This window comes from Fluviicola sp. (assembly GCF_039596355.1).
Lineage (GTDB): Bacteria > Bacteroidota > Bacteroidia > Flavobacteriales_D > Crocinitomicaceae > Fluviicola.
In genome coordinates this window covers 45373-59307 of sequence record NZ_JBCNJW010000014.1, presented here as the reverse complement: position 1 = coordinate 59307, position 13935 = coordinate 45373, and the positions used below count along the sequence as shown (strand labels likewise).

Annotated in this window: 14 protein-coding genes; 7 read left to right on the top strand and 7 right to left on the bottom strand. The window is 44.1% G+C overall.

Going from position 1 to position 13935, the window contains the following annotated elements:
• Positions 1-11: 11 nt before the first annotated feature.
• The 4 genes from cysS to ABDV94_RS18835 all read right to left on the bottom strand — a co-directional run bounded on the left by cysS (position 12) and on the right by ABDV94_RS18835 (position 4388).
• On the bottom strand, positions 12-1481 hold the full coding sequence (cysS, locus tag ABDV94_RS18850; protein ID WP_343748776.1) for a cysteine--tRNA ligase: 1470 nt from the start codon (positions 1479-1481) through the stop codon (positions 12-14).
• Between the two features lie 230 nt (positions 1482-1711).
• Positions 1712-2140: a hypothetical protein gene (locus ABDV94_RS18845; protein ID WP_343748775.1), complete on the bottom strand. Its 429-nt coding sequence runs from the start codon at positions 2138-2140 to the stop codon at positions 1712-1714.
• Positions 2141-2150: 10 nt separating this feature from the next.
• Positions 2151-2699, bottom strand: coding sequence for a hypothetical protein (locus ABDV94_RS18840; protein ID WP_343748774.1), 549 nt, complete (start codon positions 2697-2699; stop codon positions 2151-2153).
• A 447-nt stretch (positions 2700-3146) separates the two neighbouring features.
• A complete protein-coding gene (locus ABDV94_RS18835) occupies positions 3147-4388 on the bottom strand; it encodes a cystathionine gamma-synthase family protein (protein WP_343748773.1) in 1242 nt (413 codons plus the stop codon).
• 163 nt (positions 4389-4551) lie between these two features.
• Here ABDV94_RS18835 and ABDV94_RS18830 point away from each other — a divergent pair, with 163 nt between their 5' ends.
• The 5 genes from ABDV94_RS18830 (at position 4552) to ABDV94_RS18810 (ending at position 7202) form a co-directional block, all read left to right on the top strand.
• Positions 4552-4992 carry an Lrp/AsnC family transcriptional regulator gene (locus tag ABDV94_RS18830; protein WP_343748772.1) on the top strand — a complete coding sequence of 147 codons (441 nt, stop codon included), beginning with the start codon at positions 4552-4554 and terminating at the stop codon, positions 4990-4992.
• 290 nt (positions 4993-5282) lie between these two features.
• The gene (locus ABDV94_RS18825) at positions 5283-5612 is read left to right on the top strand and encodes a YtxH domain-containing protein (protein WP_343748771.1); all 330 of its coding nucleotides are present in this window, start codon (positions 5283-5285) and stop codon (positions 5610-5612) included.
• 1 nt (position 5613) lies between these two features.
• Positions 5614-5964: a competence protein gene (locus ABDV94_RS18820; protein ID WP_343748770.1), complete on the top strand. Its 351-nt coding sequence runs from the start codon at positions 5614-5616 to the stop codon at positions 5962-5964.
• The gene (locus ABDV94_RS18815) at positions 5964-6203 is read left to right on the top strand and encodes a DUF6327 family protein (RefSeq protein ID WP_343748769.1); all 240 of its coding nucleotides are present in this window, start codon (positions 5964-5966) and stop codon (positions 6201-6203) included. Before ABDV94_RS18820 ends, ABDV94_RS18815 begins: the two co-directional genes overlap by 1 nt.
• A gap of 30 nt (positions 6204-6233) precedes the next feature.
• Positions 6234-7202, top strand: a complete 969-nt coding sequence (locus tag ABDV94_RS18810) for an NAD(P)-dependent oxidoreductase (protein WP_343748768.1) — start codon at positions 6234-6236, stop codon at positions 7200-7202.
• 65 nt (positions 7203-7267) lie between these two features.
• Here ABDV94_RS18810 and ABDV94_RS18805 read toward each other — a convergent pair whose 3' ends face one another.
• The gene (locus tag ABDV94_RS18805) at positions 7268-7816 is read right to left on the bottom strand and encodes a 4'-phosphopantetheinyl transferase superfamily protein (RefSeq protein ID WP_343748767.1); all 549 of its coding nucleotides are present in this window, start codon (positions 7814-7816) and stop codon (positions 7268-7270) included.
• A 74-nt stretch (positions 7817-7890) separates the two neighbouring features.
• On the opposite strand from ABDV94_RS18805, the gene ABDV94_RS18800 reads away from it, so the two are divergent.
• Together ABDV94_RS18800 and ABDV94_RS18795 are read left to right on the top strand one after the other, a co-directional pair.
• Positions 7891-9555 (top strand): C45 family peptidase, encoded by a 1665-nt coding sequence (locus tag ABDV94_RS18800; RefSeq protein ID WP_343748766.1) that lies wholly within the window; start codon positions 7891-7893, stop codon positions 9553-9555.
• On the top strand, positions 9543-10796 hold the full coding sequence (locus ABDV94_RS18795) for an AMP-binding protein (RefSeq protein ID WP_343748765.1): 1254 nt from the start codon (positions 9543-9545) through the stop codon (positions 10794-10796). Before ABDV94_RS18800 ends, ABDV94_RS18795 begins: the two co-directional genes overlap by 13 nt.
• A 399-nt stretch (positions 10797-11195) precedes the next feature.
• Here ABDV94_RS18795 and ABDV94_RS18790 read toward each other — a convergent pair whose 3' ends face one another.
• Both ABDV94_RS18790 and ABDV94_RS18785 read right to left on the bottom strand, forming a co-directional pair.
• Positions 11196-12416 (bottom strand): NAD(P)/FAD-dependent oxidoreductase, encoded by a 1221-nt coding sequence (locus ABDV94_RS18790; protein ID WP_343748764.1) that lies wholly within the window; start codon positions 12414-12416, stop codon positions 11196-11198.
• Positions 12409-13932, bottom strand: a complete 1524-nt coding sequence (locus tag ABDV94_RS18785; protein ID WP_343748763.1) for an NAD(P)/FAD-dependent oxidoreductase — start codon at positions 13930-13932, stop codon at positions 12409-12411. The genes ABDV94_RS18790 and ABDV94_RS18785 overlap by 8 nt, the downstream gene beginning before the upstream one ends.
• Between the last annotated feature and the right edge of the window lie 3 nt (positions 13933-13935).

Here is a 13935-nt window from a genome sequence, read left to right as displayed (position 1 = left end):
TCTTTTAAAGTCTATTTAACAGTCCACGTTGCGCCTTCCTTTCCGTCTTTCACCAAAATTCCGGCTTCTGTCAAACGATCCCTGATTTTATCGGAGGTGCTCCAATCTTTGTTTTCACGTGCCGATTTACGCATGTCCAGTACCAGATCCATGGCAGCTGTCAGGGCTTTATCCGAAGATGCTTTTTCAATTGACAGACCAAGTACGTCGAAGACAAACCCGGTAAACTCTTTGGTCAGCAATTCCAGGTCAGCAGCAGAAATCGTTGCTTTTCCTTCGGAAATGGTATTGATGTATTTCACGGCTTCAAACAACCCTGCAACCAGCATCGGCGCGTTGAAATCGTCGTTCATTGCTTTGTAGAATGAATCCACAAGTGCCTGAACATCGGTAGAAGAACTGTCTTTCGTTTCCAGTGATCCCAGTTTCTCGTATGCTTCCGACAAACGTGCAAATCCTTTTTCAGCAGCGTTCAATGAATCTGCCGTAAAGTCAAGTGTACTGCGGTAGTGCGCCTGCATCATGCAGAAACGGATCACCTGCGGGGAGTACGGTTTATCAAAAACGGTCGTGGTTCCTTCCACGATTTCCTTCGGCAGGAAGTAATTCCCCAGCGATTTGGACATTTTTTGTCCGTTTACGTTGAGCATATTGGCATGCAGCCAGTAGTTCGCCGGGTTGCAGCCAACCGAACCGCAACTTTGTGCAATTTCGTCTTCGTGATGCGGGAATTTGAGATCCAACCCTCCTCCGTGGATATCGAACTGATCTCCGAGGTATTTGGTGCTCATCGCTGTACATTCAATGTGCCATCCCGGGTTTCCGTCGCCCCACGGTGAACGCCAGATCTGCATGTCTTCCGGGTGTGCTTTTTTCCACAAGGCAAAATCCGCAAAGAATTTCTTTTCGTCCTGTGCATTCAATTCGCGTGTTTCCTCTGCCAGCTCATCTACTTTGCGTCCACTCAGGATCCCGTACTCAAACTTTTCGCTGTATGAACGCACATCGAAGTAAACAGAACCATTTACTACGTAAGCAAATCCGTTCTCGATGATTTTCTCAATGATTTCGATCTGTTCCTGGATGTGTCCCGTTGCTGTTGGCTCGATGGATGGAGGAAGCAGGTTGTAAATGCGCTGCAATTCCTGGAACTTGACGTTGTATTTGTATACGATTTCCAATGACTGTACCTGCTCCAGGCGTGCCGCTTTCCCGATGGAATCGACCGCTTCTCCGGCAGAATTGGTAATGTGACCGGCATCCGTGATGTTGCGGACGTATTTTACCTGGTAACCCAAATGCAGGAAATAACGGTAAATCAAATCAAAATTGATGAAGGTGCGCATGTTTCCCATGTGCGGTTCGCTGTAGAGCGTAGGTCCGCAGACATACATTCCAACTTTTCCGGGAATGATGGGCTGAAAGTTTTCTTTTTCACCACTTAAACTATTGTAAATCGCTAATGCCTGTGTCGGATTCATTTGGAAAAAAAATATCAATTTGTTAGAAAGCACGAAGATAGGGAGAATTTGGAAGAGGGTTCAACGGAGAATTGAAAAGTTTTTTGGTTTACTTCATGCAAGCATTCAGGCTGGCGCAAGAGGCTACGGAAGACGAAAGACCTCTGAAGCTCAATGAAATTGTGTGTCTGGCATAACTTTCTACTATGCTGAGAAGAGGAGAGGCGGTATGGGAGTCGAACCGGAATGATTTAGATTTCTGAGATTTTCAACTGAGTTTTACTATTCCATAAATCAATTCTCATCTTTTGTGCCGAAATTATATAATTCTCTCTTGAAGGATCATTTAAAAAAGACTTAAATGCCCTCATAACATCATCAGAGGCATATAAAAGGGATTGAAAATAGTATTCATTCAATTTAGAGGTAGAATATTCTCGAATATCGTTTTCTGTTGTCAATGAATACAAAATATTGTCATTTAGCACAAAATGATCTTTATTCCTTGGATTCAAAATAATACTCATATAAATTAGTACTGTTCGGTATTTCTCCTCATTGATAGCTTTCAATTTAATTTTTAATTCAGATTTTTTGTCTAGAAAGTGTTTAACCACTATGCCCAAAATTCCACCTATTCCAAGACCTCCTATTAGTGGAAGTAAATCATTTAATGTCATTGAACTGAAATTAGTTTAGTCTTTTTGATTTGTAATCATTCCGAACTTTTTTAAATCGCCAATTATAGTATGCTAAAATCCAAAGGTCATAAAATCTTGGCGATCTTCCTCTTATATAGCACTGCCTTACACATTTGTCAATTTTATTTCCAAATCGACCACCCCTCTTAACTACTTTAGTAGCTACATTAATATCTTCAAGTGTATAGAGAGTGTAGTCTGGAAGTCTTGTTAAACTGAGCAGGTATCTTTCAAGGCCCCAAAGCGAATATCTGGTTTTTGGCCTTATCTCTTTAAGTTTTTCTTTGGCATTTGACGCTTTATTTGCCCAGTTAAGTCTACTAGTTTCCGATTTGTTCTTAAGTAGAATGGTACTTGTTGCAAGTATTTGGTGAATTGAGTCTGAAATATCATGAATGTATGGTTCAAGTGCTTGCCGGTTCGCAGAACGCATTTCAGCGGGTTTTACAGCTAAAAGTGTAAATAATGAAAGTAAGGCTGCAATGATTGCCGCAAGCATAGTTGCAAACCCTTCGTCGATTTTAATTTCGAGAATCATATTTTCTAAATTCGATTTCGTGTGGACGCTTTTCCAGCAAATAGTTCAAATATTATATTTTCAATACTACCAAAAAAATCTGAAATACAACACTTTCCGAGCAAAAGGGAATCGAACCGCTGTGAGTTTTAGGAACCGGAATGAAAACAGTACTTGCGAAAGATTTGGGTCTTGCCATCCTCCTCGGTCCTCCTTCAAAGGAGGAGACAAAATCTCAGCTTCGAACCACCATCCCACACTCAGTTCTCACACTCACACTGAAAAAGAAAAAAGCCCGGAAAGAGTGATCGTGAATATTGAGAGACTATAAAACCAAATTCCCCGGCCGACCTTTGCCAGCAGGGGAATTTGCAGTAGTAATTTAGATTGTGGTGTAATCGGAGTATTTGTCTTGTAATAAATCAACTAAAACTCCCACTTTCTCCTGATTATGACGGAGAAAATCATTTAAACGTTGTTTAACGCTTGTGAAATATCTGAAATAATATCTTCGTAGTGTTCAACACCAACGGATAAACGAACTAATGACGAAGATATTTTCATAGCTTCTTTTACATCCGAAGGCACGTCTGCATGCGTCATGGTTGCCGGGTGTTCCGCCAAACTTTCCGTACTCCCCAAACTTACCGCCAGTTTGATCAGTTTAAGATTATTGAGGAATGTGAACGCTTCCTTCTCTCCCCCGACCACATCAAAAGCGATCATTGCTCCGCTGGACGTATATTGTTCCGCATAAATGCGTTTCTCGTTTTCACTTCCCTGTTCCGGGATAAAGCCCAAATAGTATACACGACTCACTTTCGGGTGCGAACGCAGGAATTTTGCCACTTCCACTGCGTTTTTAGCCTGCTCTTCCATGCGCACTTTCAGGGTTTCCAAACTACGCATCAGCAACCAACCAGTCCACGGACCAGCCATGTTTCCGAGAAAGGTGCGCAATCCCTTGATACGTGCCATCAATGCTTTGGAACCCAGACACGCCCCGGCAATCACATCCGAGTGCCCGCCGATGTACTTGGTTGCGGAATACAACACCAAATCTGCTCCGTGTTTCAGCGGATGCTGCCACAATGGTCCCATGTAGGTATTGTCGACAGACAGAATCACTTCTGCATCTGGAGTTGAAAAACGTTCTTTGATCGCAACACACATCCGGATATCGATCAGTGCATTGGTCGGATTGGCAGGTGTTTCGATATGAATCATGCGCAGACGATCCGCCTTTCCGGTGGCTTCAATCCGGGCAACAATCGTATCAAAATCTTCATCTGCCCGAAAACCAATCGAATCGATGTTCAGTTTTTTCAGGAAATGGTTGATGAAATGATCGGTTCCACCGTAAACAGGACGCGAATACAGCAACAGATCTCCCGGAGCCAAAAACTCCATCAGGGCCGTTGAAATCGCCGACATACCGCTTTCGAATACGGCGCAATCTTCTGCTTCGTCCCACAAACACAAACGATTTTCGAGAATTTCCAGGTCCGGGTTGTTCAATCGCGAATAAATCAATCCCAGCTCCTCATTTTCTCCTTTTTCACGAATACCATAAGCTACTTCAAAAAATGCTTTTCCTTCTTCCGCCGTATTGAACACAAAGGTCGAAGTCTGGAAAATAGGGCATTTAATAGCACCTTCAGAAAGAGAAGGTTTGTACCCGTAGCTCATCATTAAACTTTCCGGTCTCATTAGAATTTTATACGTTAATACTTCCACTAAGAAAAAGGAAATTTTACCATGCTATCAATTCAAAGAACATTATTCTATATTTTTGGAGAATTGTGTTTTTCCATTCTGATATTTAACATTTGATCTGTTAAAAGCAGAATTATTTTCTCAAAAAATCAACGCTATGGCGACTTTAGATGCAATTGACCGGCAAATCATTGCTTTACTGCAGGCAAACGGCAAAATGAACAACAAAGAAGTAGCGAATAAAATCGGGCTTTCGGTGACGCCTACTTTTGAACGGATCAAGCGCCTGGAACGGATCGGGGTCATTGAAGGCTACACTGCATTGATCAACCGGAAAGCCATCGGCAGGGATTTGAAGGTCGTCTGCCAGGTAAGTTTGAAAAGCCACCAGAAAGAAGGGATCGATGTGTTTGAAAGCGCCATCAGGGAATTACCGGAAGTCAGTCATGCCTACCACGTGGCCGGGGCAACCGACTATATGCTGATCATCGAAGTAGCAAATATGGAGGTTTACCAGGATTTCCTGAAGAACCGGTTGGCACGCATCCCGCATATCGGGCAGGTGAATAGCAGCTTTGTGATGTCAGAACTGAAATAATTACGAATGCCTAATGCCTAATGCCTAATGCCTAATGCCTAATGCCTAATGCCTAATGCCTAATGCCTAATGCCTAATGCCTAATGCCTAATGCCTAATGCCTAATGCCTAATGCCTAATGCAAAAATAAATCTTCTCGCATTCGGAATGCAGCATTCGGAACTCGTAATTCACGAATTCGTGGCTCTCCCCTTCCGGGAAAAATCAGAATTAACGTTAAATCCCTGATTGCTTGCCGTGTAATCTGACTTTTATTTCTATATTTATTAGGAACACAAAAACTTAAGATTATGTCTAGTAACACAGGAAACATCGTTTTAGCACTTGTAGCAGGTGCAGTGGTTGGTGCAGGAATTGGAATTTTATTGGCCCCGGACAAAGGATCCGCGACACGCCAAAAAATCAGAGAGGGTGTAGGCAAATCGAAAGATGATCTGATCGACAAGTATCACGAGCTGGCACAACTCCTGCATCGCAAAGCGGAAAACGTAGGTGAAAACCTAAGTGATTTCATTGATAAGGCTATTGACAGCGGGAATCACGAGAAAGACGAGTTGATCGCATTGCTGGAAGCAAAACTGGATTTATTGAAAACTCCGGTGAAGAAAACAGCAAAGTAAGATGGCGTTTGACGAACTAAAAGAAAATACGCAGCAAATTCAGGAAGAAGCGAAAGCCTATTTAGAAAGCACCATTCAATATTACAAATTGTGGGGCTTCAAGATCATGATGAAATCCACCAAAATGGTCGTGAAGGTGTTTTTGCTTTCCTTCTTTCTGATGATGTTCCTGATTTTTGGATCCGTTTCGGCCGCACTGGCAATCGGAGAAGCGTTGCAAAGCATGTGGCTCGGATTCCTGATCGTAGCAGGAGTTTATCTTGTACTGATTCTCCTGTTGTTATTTGTGCGCTCAAAAATCATCGAACGGCAGATTTTGCGTAAGTGTTCCACTATTTTTCTCAACGATTGATGAGCCGGAATCCCCCAAAATATAACTCCTTCGAAGAAATCGACCTGGACTTGAAGATCCTGAAACTGGAGCGTGAAATTCATGCGCAGAAGTTTAAACGCGGGCTTCAAGGAGCCAAACAAAACCTCCGTCCGGCCAATCTGCTCGAAGAAACACTCGGCGGAATAAGCGAACCCTCTTTCATTGAACGCATCGTTTCCACGATTTTACATTTCGTACTGAAATCTTTCAAAGAATAAGAAGTAACTTCGGAGTATTAAAATGACCCCATGAAGAAAGTCGTCTTTTTAGATACGGTGCACCCTGTTTTGGCGGAGCGCCTGACTCAAAGCGGAGAATACGAATGCATCGAAGCCCATGAATGGACACGCGAAGTATGTGAGGAACGCTTAGGCGACGTACATGGAATTGTAATCCGCTCCCGCTTTACCATGGATGAATCGTTCCTGCAATTCGCACCGAACCTGGAATTTATTGCGCGTTCCGGAGCCGGTATGGAAAACATCGACGAGGCATACTGCACACAGCGGGGAATTACCTTGTATAATGCACCCGAAGGGAACCGGAATGCAGTTGGCGAACATGCTTTGGGCATGCTCCTTTCCATGATGAACAAGATTCACACTTCAAACAGAGACGTTAAAAACGGAATCTGGGAACGGGAAGGAAACCGCGGCGTGGAACTGGATGGAAAAACGGTTGGAATCATCGGTTATGGGAACAACGGAAAAGCTTTTGCGCAAAAATTGCGCGGGTTCGATGTCACCCTGCTGGCTTACGACAAGTATAAAACCGGTTTCGGAGACGAATTCGTCATTGAGGCAACACTGGAAGCTGTGCTCCGCAAATCGGATGTGATTTCTTTTCACATTCCGCAAAACGACGAAACCATTTACTTTGCAGACCAGGAATTTTTCGATGCGCTCGGAAAACCAATCTACCTGCTCAACTTATCGAGAGGAAAAATAGTTGAAACTAAATCATTAATTGATTCCATTCAAAAGGGAACAACCATTGCAGCTGGTTTGGACGTGAATGAGTTTGAGAAAAAATCGTTTGAAAATTTCTTTGAAAGTGAGCAGAACGAAGCCTTGAAATTCCTGCTCCATTCCGATAAAATTTTGCTCACTCCGCATATCGGTGGTTGGACACATGAAAGCTACTACAAACTTAGTTACGTGTTGGCCGATAAAATTCTTGGAATTGATTTATTTGACTCACAATCTCATCTGTATTAAATCATTACGAGCACTTAATTAAATCACATATTTAAGTAAAAACAACTTATTGTTTAGTTTTAAAATCACCCGGAAATAAACACCAAAAACGCCTTTTCAAAAGACCTGTAATTCAAAGAATACCGGTTTTCAGCATAATCTGCAAGCACTGTATCTTCATTGATTTCAATCACCGAAAAGTCTTCCTTCAAATCAGCTATTTCACCTTCTTTCCATTTATAAAATGCTTCTTTGGCACACCAGATCAGGTGCAGGGCTTGTTCATCGTTTTCAAAAGCAATTTCCCGGTCATTCCGGAAATAATCCTGTCCAGCCTGCAGCCTTTCCGAATAGATCTGGATATCCACACCAACCGGAACCGTTCCGACCATTACTGCAAACCACCCTTTTGAATGGGAAACGGATAAATACAGTTCCGGGCTCTCCTGAAGATAGGGCTGCCCCGAAGTTTTATAACCGACCGACAAGCCGGCATACCCCAGTTCATCCAGCAATCGCTTGACTCCTTCCCGCTCCAATTCACGTTTATCAGAGCCGCTTTTCAGCAGCGCCTCATAGTTCTCCTGACGGAAATACGCCACCGTGGAGCCGGGATTGTTAATAATGCTAATCATTGCCTGCACGGACTTGAATTTACTCAGATTCAGCTCAAAAATAGCGTATATTTGTAGTCAATTTATTTGAAAACGTGTTAAGAACCTTATTCAAGTACCTTTTCCGTCTGATCTGGATTCCTACGGAATTGGTTTTCGCCTTTGTCTTCGTTCTGTTTACGATCGTTCTGTTCAACGCCCAGATCGACACACCGGATGTGCCATCTATTGAAGTGGGTGAACGCAAACAGGTCGGGAAAGATCATTACGTGCTCGGGAATTCTTACCTGAAGAAAAACGAATTCGGCGTCTGGGAAATGTACCTCGAAGGCGAACCGTATGAAAGAGGGGTGATCTACGGAAAACTGGCCAAAGAACTGATCCAGGGACAGGAAGACATTTTTGTAGGCGAAATCAACAAATTTCTTCCGAACAGGTTGTGGAGACACGTCATCAAACTGATGGTCGGGTTTTTCAACAGCGATCTCCCGGAAAACATTCCGTTGGAAAACCAGCAGGAGATTTACGGTATTTCCCAGTCGTTTTCGGATGATTACAATTACATCGCATCGAAATACACCCGCATTCTGAATTATCACGCCGCTCATGACATCGGTCACGCACTGAACGATTACAGCATGGTTGGCTGTACTTCGTTTGTAGTCAAAGGTTCCAAAAGCGAAAACCAACAATTGCTGGTGGGAAGAAACTTCGATTTCTACGTAGGCGATGATTTTGCGAAAAACAAACTGGTCATTTTTGTCAATCCGAGTAAAGGCTACAAATTTACGTCGTATTCCTGGGCAGGTTTTACAGGCGTGGCTTCCGGGATGAATGAAAAAGGGCTCACGGTGACCATCAATGCCTCAAAATCCGATCTGCCGACGAGTTCTAAAATGCCGATCTCATTGCTCGCACGCGAGATTCTGCAATACGCCAAAAATAGTGACGAAGCCATTGCCATCGCCAAAAAACGACACACGTTCGTTTCCGAAACGCTGATGATTTCTTCCGCAGTAGACGGAAAAGCGGTTCTGATCGAGAAGTCGCCGGGAAAACTGGGCGTTTACGAAAGCAAAACAGATGTATTGGTTTGTGCCAACCATTACCAGTCCGAAACGTTTAAAAAAGACCCGGAAAACATGAAAAACATCGCGGAAAGCGATTCGAAATACCGTTTTGACCGGATGAACCAACTCCTGGAAAAATCACCGGCATTGAATCCAGCTGTTGCAGCATCTATTCTGCGGAATCAGAACGGCTGGAGCAACGATACTCTTGGAATGGGAAATCCGCGCGCATTGAACCAGTTATTGGCTCACCACAGCGTGGTCATGCAGCCGGAAAGCCGTTTGTATTTCATTTCAAGTTCTGATTTCCAGTTGGGAACTTACCTCGGGTACGACCTGAAAAAGACCTTTCAAACCAAGCACATCCAGTTGGTTGATTCCATTCCGCATGATCCGTTTGTGAACTCGGTTTCCTATCAAAAATTCAAGGATTACAAACGGGTGAAGCAGGAAATTACCGCCTATCTGATGTTTGATAAAAATCTTGATTTGAGCGAACCGCAAATTGCTGCTTTCATAGCTAACAATTCGGAATTATACATCACCTACGAGCAATTAGGGAAGTATTTCCAGAAAAAAGGCAACAAAAAAAGGGCTGTTTTGTATTTTCAAACAGCATTGACAAAACGCGTTGCTGCGCCACAGGTAGAACAGGAACTCAAAAATTTAATCAAAGCATGTCAGAAGTAATCGAAAACACGATCGGATTTCAACAGGTTCTCCAAACACTGGAATATGCTTTGAATCGTTCTCCGTTCTATCAAAAGCATTTTTCAGGAGTGATCCCGGAAAACATGACGCCTGAAGCGTTCCGCAAACTTCCTTTTACCGGAAAAGAAGATCTTTCGCTCAATAACCGCGATTTTTTGTGCGTGCCGCAGCATCAGATTGCAGAATATGTGACGACTTCCGGAACATCAGGAAAACCGGTGACGATTTACCTCACTAAAAATGATTTGCTTCGACTCGCCAAGAACGAAAAGGAATCGTTTGAACTAACCGGTGCAAAATCGGACGATCTGTTCCAGCTTATGACCACGATCGACAAGCAGTTCATGGCAGGGTTGGCGTATTATCTGGGTGTGCAGGAGCTCAACGCGGGGATGATCCGCATTGGCCCGGGAGTACCGGCATTGCAATGGAATTCAATCCTGGAAAACAAACCGACGATCCTGATTGCTGTTCCGAGTTTCCTGATCAACCTGATCGACTATGCGAAGCAAAATGGCATTGATATGAACCAAACGTCTGTTCGTTCGGTGATCTGCATCGGCGAACCGATCCGCGAAGATGATTTATCGGAAAATATACTGGCGCGCCGCATCCACAACGATTGGAACCTGGAATTGTTCTCCACCTATGCTTCTACCGAAATGGGGGCTGCCTTCACGGAATGTAAAGCACATCAGGGCGGGCATTTAAACGAGGAATTGATTTACCTCGAAGTGCTGGATGAAGACGGAAACGAAGTACCGCACGGCGAAAAAGGGGAAATTGTGATCAGCACTATCGGAACGGAAGGAACTCCACTCATCCGCTACAAAACCGGAGACGTGGCCCGCGTTTACAGGGAAGCGTGCAGTTGCGGAAGAAGTTCCGTTCGCCTCGGCCCGATCCTGGGACGCAAAAACCAAATGATCAAATTCAAGGGAACAACTATTTTCCCACCTTCCATCTATGAAATCTTCGACAGCCACTCGGAAGTGAGCTGCTACAAGATTGAAGTATCAAAGGATTACCTGGGTCACGACACCATTACTATTCTGTTGGAAAACAAGATTGAACATGCGCCGGTGATGCATGATATCATTGAGGAATGCAAGGCAAAACTGCGGGTGGTTCCACATTTCGTTTTCCTTGAAACAGATTACCTGCGCAGCCAGGTGTTCAAAAACCACATGCGCAAACCGGAGAAAATTGTGTTTAAATAGAACTCCCGCGAATCTCGCAGATAGCGCAGATTAGGATTATTACAGGGACCTTATTCTTCCCGCAGAGAACATTACACAAATTACAACACACTATTTATTTCCCGCAGAAGTATCGAGGTATATGTACTATTCACACCCAAACCCTTTCTAGAATGCTATAGTAATATATTTTACCGCAAATGCACAAATATTGGAGGCGCTTACCAGTCGCCTCTTTACTTTGTAAACACTGAAAAATCTGTGTTTATCTGGTTCAAAAGCGAGTGCAGCCTGTCCCGATTTCTTTCGGGAGTAGCCGAGCTGAAAATTTGCGCATTTGTGGGAATAATTATATTTGGGTGTCAATTGTGATTAATTCCCGATGCATCGCGTCCATTCTTTATTTTCCTTTCATATCAATTACATCTTCACGATATGCGCAACGGCATTCACTAACGTGCTGTGTTTCTTCACGAATGGATTGGTTTCATCCCAAACATATCCTGCCAAAACGGAACAAATCTGCTGGCGGATCTGATCGTCGACCTTCTCGCTGAAGAAAATATCTCCCAAAGTCCCTTCGTACCACGCCAATACATAGGTTCGGAACACATCGATTCCTTTTTTCAGAACCACACTGTAATCCTTTTCCCAGTCAACGGATTCCCCGTTCAATTGTTTGGCAACCAACGCCGCCGCCTTGTAGCCGGAAGAAATCGCCAGGGTTACTCCTGAACTGAAGATCGGATCGAGGAATTCGGTGCTGTTTCCACAAAGCACATAGCCTTCTCCGTAAACTTGTTTCACAGAAACGGCATAATTGACAATCAAACGCGGTTCGAACATGTATTCTACGCCGTCGTAGCGTCCTTCCAGACCCGGAAACTCTGCCACGCGCTGTTTATAGAGTTTTCCTCCGTCGGCATAGCATTCTTCGATGAAATCCTTGTTTCCAACAATTCCAACGGAAGCGGTTCCGTCTGAGAACGGAATGGACCAAATCCAGGCAGTATTATCATTGAAAGCGTGAACGAAGATGTTTCGTCCGGCTTCCGGTGTTCTTTTTCGGTCATCGATGTGTGCGAAAACAGCTCCGCGCGGTGGTGTAGAAACCGGCACTTCCAGGTCGAACATTTGTGGAAGTACACGTCCGTAACCGCTTGCATCCATCACAAAACGACATTGAACCACGTGTGTATCTCCGTTCTGATCGCGGTAAGTCACCACTTGTTTATCCGGGGAAGTCTGCACATCCGTTACTTCAGCCTGGAAAACCACTTCAGCACCTTGTTTCTCCGCTTCTTTGATCAAAGCGTGGTCAAAATCTGCCCGTTTTACCTGGAAAGTATAAGACCATCCTTCGGAAAACTGGTTTTCAAACAAGAAATCACAGCGTTCTCCGTCATGATAAAAGCAAGCTCCGGTTTTCACCTGGAACTTCAAAGCCTCAATCGCAGGAAGCAGCCCCAACTCATCCATGTAGTCCATGCTGTGAGGTAATAAACTCTCCCCGATTACGAATCTCGGGAACTGCATTTTCTCCAAAACCAAAACTGTTAAGCCTTCTTTTATCAGTTTAGATGAAGCCACGGAACCCGCTGGTCCTGCACCAATTACTACTACATCAACTTCTTTAGTCATACATTTTGATTTTTTCTACGATTCGCTTATTATCTACAAAATTAAAAGATGTTACAAGAGCACCAATAGTCGCACCTAAAATTCCATGAAAAATGATATTTTGCCCCGTCAGAAACAGGTTCGGAACATGGGTTTTGGTGTTGATCTGCGTCCGGTGAATGTGGTTGAAATCCTTCTGAATTCCATACATCGAGCCGTCCGGAGTAGAAATGTAATCGCGGTAAGTAATGGGGGTGGAAGCGTATACATGTTTAATTTTCGACCGGATTCCGGGGAAACGTTCTTCCAAACGGTCAATCACCCGGTTTTCACAGATCTTTTTGAAAGATTCATACCCTTCCTCCCGCGCTCCTTCTTTCACAACGGTGCGAACAGAATCTTCCCACTGTTTGAATTCATTGAAATCCATGTAGCACATCACCGAAACCGAATCGGCAAACTTATCGGTGTATTTGGAAACCTGCGCAGACGTGAAAGTCATCTGAGGCCACTCACTTGAAAAACGAAATTCTTCGTCCCAGATGTTATCCGTGAAGTAGTCGTAATAGTTTGAATTCGAATATGGAAACGCATTTTCATGAAAGGAAAGGTAGAGCATAAAAGATGCGATCGTATTCGGAACGTTAGAAACACGGTTCACGAAAGCATTTTTAAAATGTTCCCTTCCCAATATCCGGATGGTTTCTTTGGGATGCAAGTTTGAAATCACGTAATCACAGGGAAAAACCGAGCCGTCGGAACAATGCAATGCAGTGATTGAACCTGATTCATCGTATACGGCTGCATCCACTTCTTTCCGCCTCAAAACTGCTCCCCCGTGCTCTGCAATCCGCTTCATCAGCAACTTGGCAATCTGTGAGCCCCCGTTTACAAAACGGTAACTTCCCTTGATGAAACTGTTGAGAATCAGTGCCACCACATAAAAAGGCGTCACTCCTTTGATTCCGGCATACAAAGGTCCCGAACCAAGGATAACCTTAATCAAATCTTCGTTGCTTGTCAGTGTTGCCAAATGCTCCCAGGCTCCCACCTGGAGTACTTCCGGGTGATTGACGTAGTTCCTCTCCGAATCCAGTTCGAGGTTATACAAGGGGAAACAGGTGCAAAATTCGCGGATCTCCGCACAAATGGTGTCAATGTCAGCGTGATTGTCCGGGAAACTAATCTTCAACTGCTTTTTGAAGCGCTCATACCCCATTCCGTGATTGACGGAAAGGCCGTTTGCCAGTCGAATGACATCAAAGGCATCTTCATCCAGGCGTTTCATTTCCAGGCCGTCGAAAATCTCCAGGTATTTGAAGATTCGATAGAGGTTTTCGCCTTTATCCAAGCCTCCGACGTAATGCACGCCCGTATCAAAAATCTGTTTATCACGGCTGAAAACCTGCAGGGAACCACCGATCTGGTGATTTTTCTCCAAGACCTGAACGCGGTAACCGTTTTTTGCCAGGACCAAGGCGCAAACCAGTCCGCCGATTCCGCTTCCGATCACCACTATGTTCTTTCCCTGCTCCACGTT

What these genes read in the sequence shown, in the direction of transcription:
- ABDV94_RS18845 (WP_343748775.1), bottom strand. Translation starts at nt 2,140, where the DNA reads ATGACATTAAATGATTTACTTCCACTAATAGGAGGTCTTGGAATAGGT.
- cysS (WP_343748776.1), bottom strand. Translation starts at nt 1,481, where the DNA reads ATGAATCCGACACAGGCATTAGCGATTTACAATAGTTTAAGTGGTGAA.
- ABDV94_RS18820 (WP_343748770.1), top strand. Translation starts at nt 5,614, where the DNA reads ATGGCGTTTGACGAACTAAAAGAAAATACGCAGCAAATTCAGGAAGAA.
- ABDV94_RS18835 (WP_343748773.1), bottom strand. Translation starts at nt 4,388, where the DNA reads ATGAGACCGGAAAGTTTAATGATGAGCTACGGGTACAAACCTTCTCTT.
- ABDV94_RS18805 (WP_343748767.1), bottom strand. Translation starts at nt 7,816, where the DNA reads ATGATTAGCATTATTAACAATCCCGGCTCCACGGTGGCGTATTTCCGT.
- ABDV94_RS18815 (WP_343748769.1), top strand. Translation starts at nt 5,964, where the DNA reads ATGAGCCGGAATCCCCCAAAATATAACTCCTTCGAAGAAATCGACCTG.
- ABDV94_RS18810 (WP_343748768.1), top strand. Translation starts at nt 6,234, where the DNA reads ATGAAGAAAGTCGTCTTTTTAGATACGGTGCACCCTGTTTTGGCGGAG.
- ABDV94_RS18840 (WP_343748774.1), bottom strand. Translation starts at nt 2,699, where the DNA reads ATGATTCTCGAAATTAAAATCGACGAAGGGTTTGCAACTATGCTTGCG.
- ABDV94_RS18790 (WP_343748764.1), bottom strand. Translation starts at nt 12,416, where the DNA reads ATGACTAAAGAAGTTGATGTAGTAGTAATTGGTGCAGGACCAGCGGGT.
- ABDV94_RS18825 (WP_343748771.1), top strand. Translation starts at nt 5,283, where the DNA reads ATGTCTAGTAACACAGGAAACATCGTTTTAGCACTTGTAGCAGGTGCA.
- ABDV94_RS18795 (WP_343748765.1), top strand. Translation starts at nt 9,543, where the DNA reads ATGTCAGAAGTAATCGAAAACACGATCGGATTTCAACAGGTTCTCCAA.
- ABDV94_RS18830 (WP_343748772.1), top strand. Translation starts at nt 4,552, where the DNA reads ATGGCGACTTTAGATGCAATTGACCGGCAAATCATTGCTTTACTGCAG.